The organism is Ruegeria sp. AL7, from assembly GCF_056536105.1.
This window is the reverse complement of the sequence record NZ_JBQFJF010000002.1, coordinates 157,253-176,433: the sequence shown is the minus strand read 5'-3', so window position 1 is coordinate 176,433 and position 19,181 is coordinate 157,253. Positions and strand designations below refer to the sequence as shown.

Sequence of the window (19,181 nt, the reverse complement as noted above, 5' to 3'; positions counted from 1 at the left end):
CCAAGTGCCGCCAAATCACATTGTTGCGGTCGCAGAGGGGGTCCTATGGCGCGGCAAAGGTGCTTCCCGTCCAGACATTGTCCAGTTGATTGAAAACCGGCGAGGTGATGAGCATCTCGGCAGGGTACAGCAATTGCAGCTCATCCGCGAACCGCGTGACGCCGGGTACAAGCCCGGTGATGTTCTGCCACGCGGCCCAGCTGCCGGGATCGGACAGGCTGGTGGGATTGCCGGGATCAGCCGCCTGGTGCCAACCGGCCGCATTCAGGATCGGTGTAAGGGCAAAGCGCGCATCGTTGCTGTCAACCTCGGAACAGGCAGCAGCATCGCATTCCCAGCTTGTCCAGTCTGCCGCCGCGATGGTCCCGGCAATCGGGGCGGCGGCGTCGATGACCCGTGCCAGAACCTCGAACCCGCCACCCGCAGTCGGACGGCTGAGCGACAGGGGGTCGGTGGCCACGGCATGCAGCGCCGCAGTTGGTGCCAGGCTGAGGGTCCGACCGATCAAAGCCAGCTGTGCAATACCGTCGGTCACCGGGCCTGATCCGGCGGCCGGCAGGACCCTGACAGGTGTCAGGATCGGCACCGCACCGCCACGTATCGCGATTTCCTGCAACGCATTGTCTAAGGCCGGAACGAAATCACTGCGGATCGTGAAGCTCAGCGGGAAACTGGCTTGTTGCGGACCTACGGGCCTTGCCCCGTCGCGGGTGATGAAAGACATCGGCGGAATGGCACCCGGCTGCGGCAGCGAAATCTGCGGTCCCGCGATACCCAAAGCGGCCGCGATCATGCGTGCGCGCTGTTCGGACTCACCATACTCGCTCAGCAGATTGATATAGCCGCCGATCTCGGTGATGTTGCGCGGCGCAGGGATGCGCGAAGGGGCAATATCGCCCGCAATGGCCAGCCTATGGGCAATCACCTCACGGGCGCGCTGGATCGCCGGAGAATTGGTCGTTTCAAGGATGTTGATGATCGCCTCGGCAAGGCTTTCATCGATTCCCGGTTTGTCCGTCACATTTGTGCTCGTGTCACTCATTGTCGTCCTCCGCAGGGGCGTTCAGGCCATTGAGGAAATCCAGCACCGACTGGCTGCCGGCCTTGGTCGCGCTGCCGTCATCGGCATCCGCGTTCGCCTTGGTGAAGGCCCCGAAAAGCTTGGCCAAAAGCAGCGTGTTGGATGGGTTGGCCAAAGCAGCAGCCCCGCCGGGGAAATCCTTGAACAGGTTTTGAACGAAACCGGCCCGGTTGCCATCCGGTTGCCCACCGATCAGCGCGGAAACACCCGAAGCGTTCTTGGCAATATCCTCAAACCCCTTGATCTTGGCGGCATTGCTGGCGTCGAATGCCTTCTTGTCAGCGGCGGCCTTCTTGGCTTCTTCCTCCTTGCGGGCGGCAGCGATTTCCTGACCTTTACCCGCAAGTTCCGTGGCCTTTCCAACCAGTTCTTTCGTCAGATCCGTTGCCGTGTCGATGGCCTTGTCCCGACCGGCGGCAACCGATTGCGTTTCAAGCGCCAGTTGCGCCTGCAACTCCTTCAGACCCGTCAGATCGGTTCCCGCCCGCGCAAGATCGGGCGCAGCCTTGAGGATTTCGGCCAATTGCGACGTGGGCACAGCCTGGCCGGTGCCAATGTCGCCCCCTGCAATGGTCAGCGTGTTCGAAGGCTGGTTGTTCGGCAGGTCTGACGGCGCACGTGTACCAAAGATGGCGTCACTGTCAGCAGGCAGGACCGGCGCGTCGCCAACCGGTGGCGGTGTCGGGCTGTCCTGCCAGTTCCAGAAGCGGCGATGGTCGATCATCTCGCAGGAATTGCAGCGGCCCAGTACAGCCTCGCCCAACAGGCCCCTGGTCGGCAGCGAGATCGTGCGGCGCGGTGGTCGGAAGTCTTCGCGATGGAAGGCCAGAAGACTGTCCTGAATGTCACCGGTCCGCATCTCCATCCGGTCGGCCAGATCGGGCGGGATCGAGAAGGGCATGATCATGGCATTGCCATAGAACCCCAACACCTTGTTCTGGACGGTGCTGAGCAGCGATATCTCGCTTGAGGCATCGTCCAGCCCGCCTTCCGGTACCCCTATGGTGAAACGCTCCAGCAGAATTGCACGTTCTTCGTCCGTCATGCTGGCCCAGATCACGCGGGAATAGCGAACGGTGTTGGCCACAATATGCTGGTACATCTCTTCGATGCGGCGCAGATCCCGGCGTGACAGAACGTCCGGCACTTCCTGCACCGAATAGGGCAGGGTGGCAGCCAGCGCCTGGAACGTATTGTCATCAACAACGGTCTGGGCGTTTTCGTTCATACGCGCCTCAAACTCGCTGACCATGGGCGGTCCTACCAGATCGTCAAAGTCCGAGCCCGAGATCGTGGTGCGAAGGCTGCGGTTGATATTGCGGGTGGCCCGATCCAGATCGTCGGCATCTTCCAGATTGGCCAGATGCTCCCAGATGTTGAAAATGTTGATGGGATCAGGACCGGTGTAGAACGAGTAGGCAAACGAACCCGTCCGCCTGCGCAGCTCAACACGTGCGATATCCGACCGCTCGACCGAACGGGGCAAAGCCACAGAGCCGGTATAGGTCCGGCGCTTGGTCGGATCACGCCGGGCATCAGCCAGCCGGACAAGCAGGTTCTCGCGTGTTTCCGCTGGCAGGTCATGCAGGTTGTCGATGTCGATCGGCGATCCGGTCAGCGGCACAGGTCCGACCCGGTCGCCATCCTGCGTGAAGATCACGACAGAAATGTCATCATTGGGCATGAACGTGCCCTGCGCCTCGAAACTGACGATGTCCTGTGCGACGCCGGGCGCGTTCTGCGGTGTTGCATCCTTGTCTGCATAAAACTCTTCCAGCAGCTTCAGTGCGCTGCGGAATCTGCGGCGGTTTCGGAACACGCGCCGGAACACTTCGGCATGGCGCAGGATGACCTTGTACCGGCTCAGCAATCCGGACCGGGTGACATTGCCCGGCAACTGATCGCCTTGCCCCAGACGGCGGAAGCGGATGAGTTGCATGGGCACAAAGACCACCAACTGCACCCCCTCGATACGCGTTTCCAGGGAAAAGTCGCGCAGAACTTCGAACCATTGCATGGTCATTGCGTGGCAATGATTGCGGTTGGCCACGAATTTCGTTGTTGCCGTCCGCCGATCCGTCGCAGTTGCAGTGCGCACACTGGTCCGTGCCGAGTTACGCTTGACCGAAGCCGCCCGTTCAAGCGCGGCAGAGAATGTCTCATGCGTGTCGGACAGAAAATCGCGTGATGTGTTCTGCGTGTTGGACGAATTACCGGAAGAATTCGAACTGGACCGTGCGCCGCTGAAGCCCACGCCGCCAACGATGGCCCCGATGCCTCCGAACAGGCCGCCACCAACGCCACCTGCGCCTCCGAAGCTTTTTGAAAATGCGCGGGCCGAAAACGAGGACGTGCCCTGAATCACCTCATCCAGCGCGCTTTCAAACGTACTGTCAAAGGACGTGTCGCGGGCTTCCTCGAATTCCTGTTGTTCTTCAAATGTCAGGCTCTCTCGTTCACGTACGCTCAGTGTTTCGCGCTGTTCCGACACGACTATCCGCTGCTCTTCTCCCGGGGCAAGCGGCAGGGAATAGACCAGCCGACCCAAAGACATGCCAGAATGGACAGCCGTCGACCGCATCTTGGCAATATAGCCAAGCGCAAGGCTCGACGCTTTGGGCACATCCTGCGGCCGTTCTTCAAGATCTTCAAAGAAGTCTTCAATATCAATGGGTTCATCAATCGGAATTCGGTCCCGAAAATCCCAATCACCCCCGTCATTGTTGAACGCGGCCAGAAGCGTTTCGGCGGACAGATTGGCCTGAGCAAAGGTTGTACCCGGAATAGTCGTCACAAAACGGCCACCGCCTATGGGGCGTGTTCGAACGATATTCTTGGGCCCGACGAGCGGATCAATCAGCCGGTACAGAACCGAATAGCGCCGCCGTGAAACCGTGCCGCCTTCGGTTCGGTACTCCGACGCGCAATCGCCCTCGCCCAGCACGATAGGGGCCTGCGTACCGGTGAAATCGGATATGTTTTCTTCAGCATCCTCGGGATCCACCGGCAGGATATCGGCCAGCTCGCCGACGATCGAACGCTGCAAAGGGAGGAGCGTGCGATCCAGCACCACAAGGCCCATTTCGCCGTCCAGCGCGTCAACGCGCGGCACGGCTTCTGTCAGGGTGGTGTTTTGACCCCTGATCCGCAACCGCAGGCCGTTCTGTGGCAGGCGAAGATTGGGCAGATCAAGCGAGAAGAGCCCGCGCGCGTCCGTGACGGCGGCTTTGACAGCCCACGAGAAATCCGCGTTGTCGATCCCTTCATTGGCGGTAAAGGTGGGGCGCAGGACCTCGACGATCACACGTTCGGCAGGTGTCCCGTCAGGGTTGATCAGTTCCCCCCGCAGTTTCGGAGCGAGGGTGGGAACGACCGCCCCCAGAAAGCCTCCGGCCAGATCTTCGCGAATGGTTGCAAGCTGGCGAAAAACCGCGCCTGTCGACTGAACACGCCGGTCGACCAGATCGTTGATCACTTCCGTGGACAGCTCAATTCCGACGCCGCGGCGCAATGCCTTGAGCTTTTCCGCCTCAACCCGCTTCTGATCCTCAACGCTGTGCGCACCAGCCGCGACAGTGCCGGAAATTTCCGCTGATATCGATGGGTTTGGCCGAAGATTTGGTATGGACAGCGTTATGCGCGGGGGCTCACTGCTGGAGTCGGACATGAACGTCACCTCTCGAGAAAGAGCTGAAAAAAACGAGATGTCAGAAAAAGAAGTCAAATCATTAAAGGTGACCCAAGGTAACATGTCTGGGGGATTCGCGGAAGCAACGCAGGGTTGTGCCTACCGCCACGCGCGGCAAAGCGCTCAGGACAAGCACCGTGTCTCTTGCTGCTGACGGTATCCAGAATTGGTCAGAGTTGGACGAATAACCTGCCCGGAAACACCGGCATCCAAATCGCCTTTGGTCTAGTTTCGTGACTGCTGAGACGAATAGAAATACGCAATGGCCTGCGTGCGGTTTTTGACACTCAGCTTTTCGTAGATGTTGGACAGGTGAAACTTGACCGTGTTTGTCGAAATCTGAAGTTCCTTCGACAGGTCCCGGTTCGACATTCCCTGCGCCAGCGCCTCCAGAATTGCGCGTTCCTTACGCGACAGACTCTGGATTGGGTCCTGTTGCATCTTCCGGATATCGATGAACGGGAATACCATCTTACCCGCTGCAACTTTGGCGCAGGTTTCCAGCAGACCCTCAACCTCGCCCGTGCGGGCGGCAAATCCAGCCGCACCCGCCTGCATCGCCAATCGCGGGACATCGCCGCCAGTGTCGCCATAAACGACAAAGCGCGGGGCGTTGGGCTGATCGCGCAGAACCTCAATCAGTTTGGCGGCCCCCAAAACCGGAAGTGTCCAGTCGACGACACCAACCTGAACGGGAACCCGCATCACCGTTCCCAGAAACCCTTCGGCCGTTGCTGACGTGGCCATCAGCGAGAATCGGGGGTCCCGCTCGAATATTTCGGACATGGCCGACAGAACCAGCGGGTTGCCGTCCGCCAGCATGATGTCGATGGGTTTGTTCGGTGTCTCAACCATATGATTTTGCCCCGATTCCGGAAAAACCTACCCATAAGGATAGGTCATTTCTTTGTATACCTTCGTATTTTTACCAAAACGGGTAGGTACTGCCCCATCCTATTGGCCATCCAAAAGCAGTAGTAAGTTACGTTGCGTCATAAGGCAAGCTCGCGTTTCCTGCTCGGTAACTTGACACAACGGGCCGCAATGCCCGGCCAACAGCCGAGGATGCCAGACCATGACTTTTCAGATTTTCCCTCCGCTCGAAATCCCTCAGACCCTCGCTGCGGGGCCGGGGCCGGGTAACACGGATGCCCGCGTCCTCAAGGCCTTTGCCAATGCAGGCGTTGCCGATCACATGCAGGGGGACGTCCTTAGGGGGATGGTCGAATGCAAGCACATGCTGCGGAAAATCTGGGGCACCCAAAACGTCTATACCTTTGCTGTTGCCGGCACCGGTTGGAGCGCCCTGGACACCATGTTTTCGGCTGTCATGCCTGGCGATAAGGTCGTTGCTTTTGCCAACGGGACATTCTCGGGGATCGACGCGCTGACCCTGCGGATCAAGGCGGCGACGCCCGAAGAACATGCAGCCAACCCGATGGCACCTCAGGCCGCCAGCGTCACCGTGATCGAGGTTCCGCACGGCCAGCCGGTCACCGGTGATCTGGTCGAAGCTACGCTGGCGCAGCACAAACCGAAATGGGCTTTCATGGCGCATTGGGAAACCGGATCGGGCCGCATCAATGACCTGCGCGGATTTTCCGACGCGTGCGAACGTCATGGCGCGATGGGTCTGATCGATGCGGTGTCGTCTCTGGGCGTCGATGACTTCTCGATAGACGATTTTCCGGGTATCGCCGGATGGGCGTCCTGCCCGCAGAAAGGTCTGTGTTGCTTGCCGCTGACCTATGCCCCTGTCAGCTTTACCGACGCCTATATCACCTCACTGAAAACCACCGGTGCCTATACCTATGTGCACAATCCCATCTTTGAGGCCCGCCATTGGGGCATTGTCGATGGGCAGGATGTTGAAAAGGGCACCTATCACCGCACCCATTCGGGCTACGCCGTTGCGGCCTTCCATGAATCCCTGCGCCTGACCCTTCAGGAAGGTCTGGCCAAGCGGTCCGCGTCGTACAAGACGCACGAGAAGGTTCTGCGGGACGCCGTCACCGAATTGGGCTGCGAGGTCACCTCCGACATGCCCAGCCTGATCGTGCTGAACCTGCCCCCGGAACTGGCTGGCCGCGAGATGGAGCTGGTCCAGAACTGCCGCGCGCGCGGGTTTGGCATCTGGCCGACGCTCAGCGCACCCGTGCAGGTGCGCATCGGCATCCTCAACCAATTGAACCGCGACGCCGTCAGCCGGATTGTGCGCCTGTTCGCCGAAGCCATCCGAGAGCTGGGCGGAACGGTCGACCAAGACGCAATCGAAGACCTGCTGGAAAGCCGTTACGGCACCTCAATCGCTGCATAAACAGGAGCGGATCAGATGGATATTCACGAATACCAGGCAAAGGAAATTCTTTCGAATTTCGGTGTCGCCATACCATCCGGCGCACTGGCCTACAGTCCGGAACAAGCGGCCTATCGGGCGCGTGAGCTGGGCGGTGACAAATGGATCGTCAAGGCGCAGGTCCATGCAGGCGGTCGCGGCAAGGCCGGAGGGGTCAAGCTGTGCAACACCGAAAACGAAATCTATCAGGCCTGCGATGATCTGTTTGGCCGCAAGCTGGTCACGCACCAGACCGGCCCCGAAGGCAAAGGCATCTATCGCGTCTATGTCGAAGCCGCCGTGCCGATTGATCGCGAGATCTATCTGGGTTTTGTCCTCGACCGGTCCAGCCAAAGGGTGATGATCGTGGCCTCGTCCGAGGGCGGGATGGAGATCGAGGATATCTCGGCTGACCGCCCGGAAAGCATCGTCCGCTCCATCGTGGAGCCGGCGGTTGGGCTTCAGGAGTTTCAGGCGCGCGAGATCGCATTCAATCTGGGGCTTGAACCCAGGCTGATCCAGCAAATGGTGCGTACATTGCAAGGCTGCTACGCCGCCTTTAGCGAGCTGGACGCGACAATGGTCGAGATCAACCCGTTGGTCATCACGGGTGACGACCGGGTGCTGGCGCTTGACGCCAAGATGAGCTTTGACGACAACGCCCTGTTCCGCCATCCGCAAATCTCTGAACTGCGTGACAAAAGCCAGGAAGACCCGCGCGAAAGCCGCGCGGCCGACCGCGGATTGTCCTATGTCGGGCTGGACGGAAATATCGGCTGCATCGTCAACGGTGCCGGTCTGGCGATGGCCACGATGGACACGATCAAGCTGGCCGGTGGCGAGCCTGCAAACTTCCTCGACATCGGCGGCGGGGCCTCACCCGAACGTGTGGCCAAGGCATTTCGTCTGGTCCTGTCGGACGACAATGTTCAGGCCATTCTGGTCAACATCTTCGCCGGTATCAACCGCTGCGACTGGGTGGCCGAAGGCGTCGTTCAGGCGCTGCGGGAACTTGACCTCGATCTGCCCGTCGTCGTGCGGCTGGCTGGAACAAACGTCGAAGAGGGTCAGAAGATTCTGGCCAAGTCCGGCCTGCCGATCATTCGCGCCACAACGCTGATGGAGGCGGCAGAACGCGCTGTTGGCGCATGGAAAAACGACCTTACTCAAGGCACCAAGATGAGGGCTGTGAAATGAGCATTCTTCTCGACCGTGACTCGCGCGTCATCGTGCAGGGCATCACCGGCCGCATGGCCCGGTTCCATACCAAGGACATGTTGAACTATGGCACCAATGTCGTGGGCGGTGTCGTACCCGGAAAAGGTGGCGAAACCGTCGAAGGTGTTCCGGTCTTTGACACCGTCAAACAGGCTGTCGAGGCGACCGGCGCGGATGCCAGCCTTGTTTTCGTACCCCCGCCATTTGCGGCGGATTCAATCATGGAAGCCGCAGATGCCGGTATCCGCTACTGCGTCTGTATCACCGACGGGATTCCGGCGCAGGACATGATCCGGGTGAAGCGGTACATGTACCGCTACCCGAAAGAGAAACGCATGGTGCTGACCGGGCCGAACTGTGCCGGTACGATCTCGCCCGGAAAGGCGCTGCTGGGCATCATGCCGGGCCACATCTATCTGCCCGGTCATGTCGGCATCATCGGTCGCTCGGGCACGCTGGGCTACGAGGCCGCGGCGCAGCTGAAAGAACGCGGCATCGGTGTCTCGACCAGTGTCGGGATTGGTGGCGACCCGATCAACGGGTCATCCTTCAAGGACATCCTGCAGCGGTTCGAAGAGGACGAGGACACCCATGTCATCGCCATGATCGGCGAGATCGGCGGCCCACAGGAAGCTGAGGCTGCCGAATACATCCGCGACCACATCACCAAACCGGTGATTGCTTATGTCGCGGGTCTGACCGCCCCGAAAGGCCGCACCATGGGCCACGCGGGTGCGATCATTTCGGCCTTTGGCGAAAGCGCCAGCGAAAAGGTCGAGATCCTGTCCGCCGCCGGGGTGACCGTTGCCGAAAACCCCGCGGTGATCGGTGAAACAATTGCCCGTGTGATGGAGGCCGCGTGATGGTCAAACCCTCGGTTCTTGTGACCCGTCGCTGGCCTGCCGCCGTCGAGGCGCAGCTGGCCGAGACCTATAACGCCGTTCTGAACACCGGGGACAAACCCATGTCCCCGGCCGATATCCGGCAAGCCTTGAAAACTTATGACGCGGTGCTGCCAACTGTAACGGACACACTGAGCGCCGAGGCAATGGACGTCCCTGGTGCGCAGACCAAGATCCTGGCCAATTACGGTGTCGGATACAGCCACATCTGCGAACCGTCGGCGCGTGAGCTGGGCATGACCGTGACCAACACGCCCGATGTTTTGTCCGAATGCACCGCTGATATCGCCATGACCCTGCTGCTGATGGTGGCCCGGCGCGCGGGCGAGGGTGAGCGCGAGCTTCGGTCCGGCAACTGGACCGGATGGCGGCCCACGCATCTGGTTGGAACCAAGGTCAGCGGCAAAACGCTGGGCATCATCGGCTATGGCCGCATCGGGCAAGAGATGGCCCGGCGTGCGCATCATGGCTTTGGCATGGACATCCTCGTCTACAACCGCAGTCAGATAGCGCCGGATGTGCTGGCCAGGTGCAATGCAACGCAGGTGGCCTCGATTGACGACTTGCTGCCGCAATGCGACTTCGTCTCGCTGCATTGCCCCGGCGGGGCTGAAAACCGCCATCTGATCAACGCGCGCAGACTGGGCCTGATGAAGCCCGACGCCTTTCTGATCAACACCGCGCGCGGTGAGGTGATCGACGAATGGGCGCTGATACAGGCCCTGATGTTCGAGATGATCGGCGGGGCCGCGCTGGACGTGTTCGATGGTGAACCCCGTATCAGCCCGGACCTGCTGCAATGCGACAACCTCGTGATGCTGCCACATCTGGGCAGCGCCACCCGCGAAGCGCGCGAGGCAATGGGGTTTCGGGTTCTCGATAACCTGAATGATTTCTTTGAAGGCCGCGAACCCCGGGACCGCGTGATCTGATGCAAGCGCTGGCCCCGAATATGCAGCCCACTCCCAACCCCTCGAGCTATGCCGAAGGGTTGCGCTCGGAATTGCGGGCGTTGTGGCGGAACATATTGCTGAAACGGGCGCCACATGTGGCGGCATGGGCCGAGGCCACGCCGCTGCAAGCCATTCCCACGGGACCCGAAGCAACGCCGTATTTGCAGGCCCTTTCGATCTGGTTCCAATTGTTGTGCATCATCGATGAAAACGCCGAGGTTCGGGACCGTCGATTGACCGAAACCCAAAACGGCGCAGAAGCGGTAGAAGGCGGTTTTGCCGAAGCCCTGACGGACTTGTCCCTGACCTATAACCAGGTTGAAAAGCTGACCGCTAACCTGTGTACCGGTCCCACGCTGACCGCGCATCCGACCGAAGCCAAGCGGGTTACGGTTCTGGAAATTCACCGGCGTATCTACCGCAACCTCGTCAGTCTTGAAACGCAACGCTGGACCCCGACAGAACACGCCGAATTGCTGAATGGTCTGGAAGGAGAGATTGATCTCCTATGGCTGACCGGCGAACTCCGCCTGTCGCGCCCAAGCCTGCACGACGAGATCGAATGGGGGTTGCAGTTCTTCCGCGATGCAATCTTTGACGCCGTCCCGCAGGTTATGGGCCGCTTCGATCAGGCCTGCCTGCAAGTGCTGGGCCGTACGCTGAGCGATACACCCGATATCCGCTTTCACAGCTGGATCGGCGGCGACCGGGATGGCAACCCAAATGTCACGACCGAGATGACCGCATTGGCGCTGAAACGCGGACACGAAACAGTTCTGGAGCTTTATCGCCAGGCACTCGAACGTGCTGCGGGCAGGTTGAGCATCAGCGCGCTGATATTGCCTTTACCTGAACCTGTCAGGACGCAAGTACAAGCGATAGTCGACCGGGCTCCGACCGCCGGGCGCAATCGGAACGAACCATTCCGGCAAGCACTCAATGCCATTCGCTATCGGCTGACAAACAACGGATATGATCACATCTCGCAATTCGTGGGCGACCTCGACACGCTTGATACCGCTTTATGTGCAGTCAACGCGGATATTCTGGCGCGGCAGCACATCCGTCCGCTGCGCCGGGCCGCTTCGGTTTTCGGGTTCCGGACCACAACGCTGGACATCCGCCAGAATTCGACCGTCACAACCGATGTTCTGGCCGAAGTCTGGTCGCATTCCGGACAGGCGCCGGTTTACGGCACAGCCGAATGGTCAACCCGCTTGCGAACCGAACTGGCGGATCAGAACCTGCCCTATCAAAACCGCGACGCGTTAAGCGATCAGGCGCGGGAACTGCTTGCTCTTCTGGCTCTGGTCTACAGCGTTCGATCGGGACCGGACCCCAGGGCAATAGGGCCCTTCATCCTGTCCATGACCCGTTCGGCCGACGATATTCTCGGCATCTACCTGTTGGCCCGCTATGCCGGGTTTGGGTCTGAAACTCTGGATCTTTCGGTAGTCCCATTGTTCGAGACAATTGCCGATTTGCGAAATGCCCCATCAATCCTGCTGGACGTTCTGGCAGTTCCGCTTGCCCGTCGCAGCCTCAAAACCGACGGTCGAGTAATCGAGGTGATGCTGGGATATTCGGACAGCGGCAAGGACGGGGGCTATTTCTGCTCAACATGGGAGTTGGAGCGCGCCCAACGCAGGATCGTCGCGGCGCTGGCTTCACAAGGTTTCAAGGCCACGTTTTTCCATGGTCGCGGCGGCTCGGTCAGCCGGGGCGGCGCACCGACCGGGCGTGCCATTGCCGCGCAGCCCAGCGGAACAGTTGCCGGGCGGCTGCGCGTGACCGAACAGGGCGAGGTGGTTTCGGCCAAATATGCCAACCGGGGCACGGCTGCCGCGCATCTGGAGTTGTTGCTGTCAAGCACGATGCGCCATACGGCGACTCCTGACGAGGCGCCTTCACGGCCTGAATTTGATGACGCATTGGATGCTTTGTCAGAGTTGTCACAGACAGCCTATGTCTCGCTTTTGCAGATGCCGGGTTTTCTGGACTATTTCCAGCAGGCTAGCCCCGTCCAAGAACTTGCCCGCCTGAAAATGGGATCCCGCCCGACCCGCCGGTTTGGCGCGGCCAGTCTGGATGACCTGCGGGCCATTCCGTGGGTCTTTGCGTGGTCGCAGAACCGCCACCTGATCACCGGCTGGTACGGGTTCGGCACCGCCATGGCCAGTTTTCGCAAGTTTCGCGGCGCGCGCGGTGATGACGTGTTGCACGACATGTTTCGACACTCCCGCCTGTTCCGCCTTGCCGTCGATGAGATGGAAAAATCGCTCTATCAGACGGATATGGAAATCGCAGCGCAGTATGGCGAATTGGTCTCTGATATCGAGATCCGCCAACGTGTATCGCAGGTGATCAAGGCGGAATACGATCGTGCCTGCAAAGCGATCCGGTTTCTGACCGGTGGTCGGGTCATCGGCCATCGCTTTCCCCGCCTTTGCGAGAGGTTTGACTGCAAACAGGCCGAATTGGCCCGCATTCATGCTCTTCAGGTCGAACTGCTGCAACACGCCCGCAACGAACCGCAGGCAGGGTCAGTTCCCGTGCCCCTGCTGCAATCCATGAACGCCATTTCCGCTGGCCTTGGCTGGACCGGCTAACCATTTTCAGGAGACCAAAACTGTGAACGCCCCGCATCGAACAGACGGATTTTTCACCCAGTCCTTGTCGGACCGCGACCCTGAGCTTTTTGGCTCGATCCGGTCTGAGCTGGGTCGTCAGCGCGACGAGATCGAGCTGATTGCGTCCGAGAACATCGTCTCTGCCGCCGTGATGGAGGCGCAGGGTTCGGTGATGACCAACAAATATGCCGAAGGTTACCCGGGCCGGCGCTATTACGGAGGCTGCGAGTTTGTTGATATCGCCGAGAATCTGGCCATCGACCGCGCCAGGCAGCTGTTTGGCTGTGGCTTTGCCAATGTGCAGCCGAACTCGGGCAGCCAGGCCAACCAGGGCGTGTTCCAGGCGCTGATCCAGCCCGGCGACACCATTCTGGGCATGAGCCTGGATGCCGGTGGCCACCTGACCCACGGCGCGCGGCCCAACCAGTCGGGCAAGTGGTTCAACGCCGTGCAATACGGCGTGCGCCAGCAGGACAACATGCTGGACTATGATCAGGTCGAGGCGCTGGCGAAAGAGCATAACCCCAAGCTGATCATCGCGGGCGGTTCGGCCATCCCGCGTCAGATCGATTTTGCCCGCATGCGTCAGATCGCCGACATGGTCGGCGCCTATCTGCACGTGGACATGGCGCATTTCGCCGGTCTGGTTGCGGCGGGCGAGCATCCCAGCCCGTTCCCCTACGCGCATGTGGCGACCACCACCACACACAAGACCCTGCGCGGCCCACGTGGGGGCATGATCCTGACCAATGATGAAGATATCGCTAAGAAAGTGAATTCGGCGATCTTCCCCGGCATTCAGGGCGGCCCGCTGATGCATGTGATCGCGGCCAAGGCCGTGGCCTTTGGCGAGGCGCTGCGCCCCGAGTTCAAAAGCTATATCCAGCAGGTCGTGACCAATGCGCAGGCGCTCAGCGATCAGTTGATCAAGGGCGGGCTCGACACCGTGACCCACGGCACCGACACCCATGTGGTGCTGGTCGACCTGCGCCCCAAGGGCGTCAAGGGCAACGCCACCGAAAAGGCCCTGGGCCGGGCGCATATCACCTGCAACAAGAACGGCGTGCCGTTTGACCCGGAAAAGCCGACCATCACGTCGGGCATCCGCCTTGGCAGCCCCGCCGGCACCACCCGCGGCTTTGGCGAGGCCGAGTTCCGCCAGATCGCCGACTGGATCATCGAAGTGGTCGACGGCCTGGCCGCCAACGGCGAAGACGGCAACGCCGAAGTCGAAGCCCGCGTCCGCGCCCAGGTCGCAGACCTCTGCAACCGCTTCCCCATATACCCGAACCTGTAAGCCGAAAGGTCCCAACCATGAGCTTTCAACCAATTGAACAAGCCCCCGCCCGCCTGAACCGCAGCGAGCTTGCCGTGCCCGGCAGCCAGCCCGGAATGTTTGAGAAGGCTGCGAAATCGGACGCGGATGTCATCTTCCTCGATCTGGAAGACGCTGTTGCGCCCGATGAAAAGGAACAAGCGCGCAGGAACATCATTCAGGCGCTGAATGATATCGACTGGGGGAACAAGACCATGTCGGTCCGGATCAATGGTCTGGACACCCATTACATGTATCGGGACGTCGTGGATGTTGTCGAACAGGCGGGCCAGCGTCTGGACCTGATCATGATCCCCAAGGTCGGGACAGCCGCAGATGTATATGCAGTCGACATGCTGGTGACCCAGATCGAAGACGCCAAGGGATACAAGAAACGGATCGGGTTCGAACACATCATCGAAACCGCGCTTGGTATGCAGAATGTCAGCGCGATCGCGGCTGCATCAAAGCGCAATGAAAGCCTTCATTTTGGTGTCGCGGATTATGCCGCCTCGACCCGCGCGCGAACCACAATCATCGGGGGCGTGAACCCGGACTATTCGGTTCTGACCGACCCGGATGCCGACGGAGGCCGCCTGACCCACTGGGGCGACATGTGGCACTACGCCCTTGCCCGCATGGTGGTTGCGGCGCGCGCCAACGGGCTGCGCCCCATCGACGGGCCTTTTGGCGATTTTCAGGACCCCGACGGTTACAAGGCCGCCGCAAAACGTGCCGCCGTTCTGGGCTGCGAGGGCAAATGGGCCATCCACCCCAGCCAGATCGCACTTGCCAATGAGGTGATGTCGCCCTCGGATGCCGAAGTTACCAAGGCACGGCGTATCCTTGTCGCCATGGCCGAGGCCGAGGCAGACGGAAAAGGTGCCGTGTCTCTGGATGGCCGTCTGATCGACTATGCCTCGATCCGTCAGGCCGAAGTGCTGGTTGAAAAGGCCAGTCAGATCGCTGCGGCCTGATCGCCCGCACCAAACCTGACCTGCGTGGGCGCAAGGTCCACGCGGGCTCGGTGCTGCGTTGACTGGTGGATCACGAGACAAACGCGAAAGGTTATCCGTGTTCCGGGGCGGCCGTCCCCAGAAATCGCTTGTTCCGAATTTCGTCCGGGCTGACGTCAAAGCTGCGTTGAAAGGCGCGTTTCAGCGCGACAGTCGATGAAAAGCCGGTCGCTGTCGAGATTTCGATCTGCGACATGTTGGTGAATTGTAAAAGGCTCTGCGCCCGCTCCAGCCGTAGCTCTTTGTAGGTCGACAAAAGTTTCGCACCGGTTTTGCTTAGAAACCTTCGCTGTAACTGGCGGGTCGAGGTCCTGAGTACATTGGAAAGTTCCGAGATCGTCAAAGGATCTTCGATGTTTTCCTGCATCGCATCCAGCGTGCGCATGACAAGCTGATCACCTTTTGCACGGTGCACCAGACGGGCGGCAAGCGTGCTGCCGTGCTTTTGTGTGGGTTCCGTCAGTCCAATGTATCCGCGCAGTATGTCCGCGATATGTTCCCCGTGGTCGATCGACACAAATTCTGACAGCAGGCGCAGCGCGCTTAACCGGGTGGTTGCGCTATGGGCGCACCCGTCTGCGGCCAGATGCGTGCCGGTGCCACAATCTTCCAGCCCGCCCTCCAGTGCAGCGGCTGCGAAATTCGGGTGGACAGCAACGGTGTTCCGGCCTGTTCTTCCGAGTTGCGGCAGAAGCAGCACCGCGCCGCCGACCAGAACAACCCGTGAAGACAGGTTCAGGACCTGCGATACCCAGAATCTGCGCGAATGTGGAATGGACCAGATGTTCTCCAGATCTCCCCAGAAAATCGCCGTTCGTCCGGCCCAGTATAACGGTCCACCCGCAGGTTCCGAGCCAGCGACACGAAGGTTGACCACATAGGTGCAGTTTTCGGCCAGAGTGTTTAACGCCTGATAGAATTCGATGACCATTCCAGCTGACGCCATAGCCGCTTCACCGTTGAGAATGACATCGATATGTTTCAATCTTTCGGGTGCCTCAGGCTCCGTTTCAGACAGATTGGCGTGATCATTTGCGAGGACATAGTGTTTCATTGTTCCTCCGACGATTTGGGCGTGGCAGCGCCCCGATTGGCGCTGCCCTCAGGGTGTAAATCCGATCCGTCAGGCGAATTGACGGATCGGACAGACACGGGTTTCACTCTGCGGCGTCTTCGTATTCTGTCATTGGTGGGCATGTGCATACGAGGTTTCGGTCGCCGTATGCGTTGTCGACGCGGTTGACGGGGGACCAGTATTTGTCGACGCCCATGGATCCCGGCGGGAAGCAGGCCTGTTCGCGGGTGTAGGGGCGGTCCCAGTCGCCGACCAGATCACGCACCGTGTGGGGGGCGTTTTTCAGCGGGTTGTTTTCCGCGTCGATCTTGCCGTCGATGATGTCCTGCGCTTCCGAGCGGATCGAGAGCATGGCGTCGCAGAAGCGGTCGAGCTCGTCCTTGGGTTCGGATTCGGTGGGCTCGACCATCAGGGTTCCGGCCACCGGCCAGCTCATCGTGGGGGCGTGGAAGCCTGAATCGACCAGACGCTTGGCCACATCGTCGACGGTGACATGCGCCGCCTCGTCCAGCGGCCTTGTGTCGAGGATGCATTCATGTGCCACCCGACCCGTTTCCGAGGTGTAGAGGATCGGATAGGCGTCCTTGAGGCGCGCCGCGATGTAGTTGGCGTTCAGGATCGCCACTTTGGTGGCCTGCGTCAGCCCCGCGCCGCCCATCAGCAGCACATAGGCCCATGAGACGGGAAGGATCGAGGGCGAGCCGAAGGTGCCGCCGAGACCGGACCCACGGCGGTGCCATATTCCGGGTGGCCCGGCAGATGCTCGGCCAGATGCGCCTTGACGCCGATCGGACCCATGCCGGGGCCGCCACCGCCATGCGGGATGCAGAAGGTCTTGTGCAGGTTCAGGTGGCTGACATCGCCGCCAATGTCACCCGGACGTGCCAGCCCGACCATGGCGTTCATGTTGGCGCCGTCGATATAGACCTGACCGCCGTGATCATGGGTGATCTGGCAGACCTCCTGCACGGTGGTCTCGAACACGCCATGGGTCGAGGGATAGGTGATCATGCACGCGGCCAGATGATCCGAATGCTTTTCCGCCTTCTCGCGGAAGTCATTCAGATCGATATTGCCCTTGTCATCCGATTTCACCGGCACAACCTGCCAGCCCACCATCTGCGCCGAGGCCGGGTTGGTGCCATGGGCCGAGGTCGGGATCAGGCAGACATTGCGCTGCCCTTCGCCGCGGGCGAAGTGATAGTTGCGGATGGTCAGAAGGCCCGCATATTCGCCCTGCGCGCCCGAGTTGGGCTGCTGGGAGATCGCGTCATACCCGGTGATCTGGCACAGCTTGTCGTTCAGATCCGCAATCATCTGATGGTAGCCCTGCGCCTGATCTTCGGGCACGAAAGGATGCAGGTTGCCGAACTCGGGCCAGGTGACCGGGATCATCTCGACCGTGGCGTTCAGCTTCATGGTGCAGGACCCCAGCGGGATCATCGCCCGGTCCAGCGCCAGGTCGCGGTCGGCCAGACGGCGCATATAGCGGGTGATCTCGGCCTCGGCCCGGTTCTTGTGGAAGATCGGGTGGGTCAGGTACGCGCTTTCGCGCAGCGCGTAATCCGGCAGGCGGTATTGCTTGTTCGAGCTGTCATCCTTGCGGTCGATGCCGAAGGCACCCCAGACCGCCTCGATGGTCTCGGGGCGGGTCTGTTCGTCCGGCTGATGCCCACGCGGGTCTCGCCGACCTTGCGCAGGTTGACGCCACGGGCCACGGCGGCCTCCATAACGACATTCTGCAGATGACCGACCTCGACCGTGATCGTGTCGAAGAACACCTCGGGTTCGACCGCAAATCCCGCCTCTTCCAGACCGGCGGCCAGGCGCGAGGTCTTGCGGTGCACCGATTGCGCGATCGCCTTGATGCCGTCGGGTCCGTGATAGACCGCATACATCGAAGCAATGACGGCCAGCAGCGCCTGCGCGGTGCAGACGTTCGAGTTCGCCTTTTCGCGGCGGATGTGCTGCTCGCGGGTTTGCAGCGACAGGCGGTAGGCCTTGTTGCCGCGGCTGTCGATGCTGACCCCGATGATCCGGCCCGGCATCGAGCGCTTCAGCTTGTCGGTGGTCGCCATATACGCGGCGTGCGGGCCGCCATAGCCCATCGGCACGCCAAAGCGCTGGGTCGAGCCGATGGCGATATCCGCGCCCATCTCGCCGGGGGATTTCAGCAGCGCCAGTGACAGGATATCGGCGGCGACAACGGCGATGGCGTTATGTTCATGCAGCGCCGCGATCTCGTTCGTGAAGTCGCGCACATGGCCATGGGTGCCCGGATACTGGAAGATCGCGCCAAAGACGGCACCTGCATCCAGCTGATCGGGATCGCCCACCTGCACGTCGATGCCCAAGGGTTCGGCGCGGGTTTTGATGACCGCGATGGTCTGCGGATGACAGTTGCGATCCACGAAGAAGGCCGCGTTATTGGCCTTGGACCGGCCGCCGCGCTTGGCCATCGCCATGGCTTCTGCTGCGGCTGTGGCTTCGTCCAGCAGGGACGCGTTGGCCACATCGAGCCCGGTCAGGTCGCTGACCATGGTCTGGAAGTTCAGCAGCGCCTCAAGCCGGCCCTGGCTGATCTCGGGCTGATAGGGCGTGTAGGCCGTGTACCAGGCCGGGTTTTCCAGGATGTTGCGCAGGATCGGCGCCGGGGTGGTGGTGCCGTAATATCCCTGACCGATCAGCGAGGTCAGAACCTTGTTCTTGCCCGCCACCTGCTTCATGTGAAAGAGCGCATCGCGTTCCGTCATCGCCGGGCCCCAGTCCAGCGGTTCCTTCTGCCGGATCGCGGGCGGGACGGTAGCGTCGATCAGCTGGTCCAGCGTCTTGAAGCCGATCACCTGCAGCATGTCGCGCATCTCGGTCGGGCTGGGCCCGATGTGGCGGCGATTGGCGAAGTCATAGGCTTCGTAGTCGGTCAGTTTGAAGGCCATTGCAGCGCTCCTCAAGGATAGGTCAGGTCCGG

11 protein-coding genes and 1 pseudogene are annotated in these 19,181 nt (G+C 60.7%); 7 read left to right on the top strand and 5 right to left on the bottom strand.

Going from position 1 to position 19,181, the window contains the following annotated elements:
• Window positions 1-43: 43 nt before the first annotated feature.
• From ACR3E2_RS18000 to ACR3E2_RS17990, 3 genes are all read right to left on the bottom strand, one after another.
• The gene (locus ACR3E2_RS18000) at window positions 44-1,042 is read right to left on the bottom strand and encodes a hypothetical protein (RefSeq protein WP_480484873.1); all 999 of its coding nucleotides are present in this window, start codon (window positions 1,040-1,042) and stop codon (window positions 44-46) included.
• Complete coding sequence (locus tag ACR3E2_RS17995) at window positions 1,035-4,748, bottom strand: hypothetical protein (protein ID WP_480484872.1); 3,714 nt, start codon at window positions 4,746-4,748, stop codon at window positions 1,035-1,037. Before ACR3E2_RS17995 ends, ACR3E2_RS18000 begins: the two co-directional genes overlap by 8 nt.
• A gap of 246 nt (window positions 4,749-4,994) precedes the next feature.
• Window positions 4,995-5,624 carry a response regulator transcription factor gene (locus tag ACR3E2_RS17990; RefSeq protein ID WP_267365646.1) on the bottom strand — a complete coding sequence of 210 codons (630 nt, stop codon included), beginning with the start codon at window positions 5,622-5,624 and terminating at the stop codon, window positions 4,995-4,997.
• Between the two features lie 220 nt (window positions 5,625-5,844).
• Here ACR3E2_RS17990 and ACR3E2_RS17985 point away from each other — a divergent pair, with 220 nt between their 5' ends.
• From ACR3E2_RS17985 to ACR3E2_RS17955, 7 genes are read left to right on the top strand one after another with little or no spacing between them, the layout of a single operon-like run.
• Window positions 5,845-7,086, top strand: coding sequence for a pyridoxal-phosphate-dependent aminotransferase family protein (locus tag ACR3E2_RS17985; protein WP_480484871.1), 1,242 nt, complete (start codon window positions 5,845-5,847; stop codon window positions 7,084-7,086).
• 15 nt (window positions 7,087-7,101) lie between these two features.
• Window positions 7,102-8,301: a malate--CoA ligase subunit beta gene (locus ACR3E2_RS17980; RefSeq protein WP_267365650.1), complete on the top strand. Its 1,200-nt coding sequence runs from the start codon at window positions 7,102-7,104 to the stop codon at window positions 8,299-8,301.
• A complete protein-coding gene (sucD, locus tag ACR3E2_RS17975) occupies window positions 8,298-9,185 on the top strand; it encodes a succinate--CoA ligase subunit alpha (protein ID WP_209508187.1) in 888 nt (295 codons plus the stop codon). Before ACR3E2_RS17980 ends, sucD begins: the two co-directional genes overlap by 4 nt.
• Window positions 9,185-10,156, top strand: coding sequence for a 2-hydroxyacid dehydrogenase (locus tag ACR3E2_RS17970; RefSeq protein WP_480484870.1), 972 nt, complete (start codon window positions 9,185-9,187; stop codon window positions 10,154-10,156). Before sucD ends, ACR3E2_RS17970 begins: the two co-directional genes overlap by 1 nt.
• On the top strand, window positions 10,156-12,786 hold the full coding sequence (locus tag ACR3E2_RS17965) for a phosphoenolpyruvate carboxylase (protein ID WP_480484869.1): 2,631 nt from the start codon (window positions 10,156-10,158) through the stop codon (window positions 12,784-12,786). Before ACR3E2_RS17970 ends, ACR3E2_RS17965 begins: the two co-directional genes overlap by 1 nt.
• A 22-nt stretch (window positions 12,787-12,808) precedes the next feature.
• On the top strand, window positions 12,809-14,104 hold the full coding sequence (gene glyA / locus ACR3E2_RS17960) for a serine hydroxymethyltransferase (protein WP_480492844.1): 1,296 nt from the start codon (window positions 12,809-12,811) through the stop codon (window positions 14,102-14,104).
• A 17-nt stretch (window positions 14,105-14,121) separates the two neighbouring features.
• Window positions 14,122-15,099: an HpcH/HpaI aldolase/citrate lyase family protein gene (locus ACR3E2_RS17955; RefSeq protein ID WP_480484962.1), complete on the top strand. Its 978-nt coding sequence runs from the start codon at window positions 14,122-14,124 to the stop codon at window positions 15,097-15,099.
• A gap of 91 nt (window positions 15,100-15,190) precedes the next feature.
• Here ACR3E2_RS17955 and ACR3E2_RS17950 read toward each other — a convergent pair whose 3' ends face one another.
• The gene (locus ACR3E2_RS17950) at window positions 15,191-16,192 is read right to left on the bottom strand and encodes a helix-turn-helix domain-containing protein (RefSeq protein ID WP_480484961.1); all 1,002 of its coding nucleotides are present in this window, start codon (window positions 16,190-16,192) and stop codon (window positions 15,191-15,193) included.
• 103 nt (window positions 16,193-16,295) lie between these two features.
• Window positions 16,296-19,149 (bottom strand): annotated as a pseudogene (gcvP, locus tag ACR3E2_RS17945) (aminomethyl-transferring glycine dehydrogenase).
• Window positions 19,150-19,181: the final 32 nt, after the last annotated feature.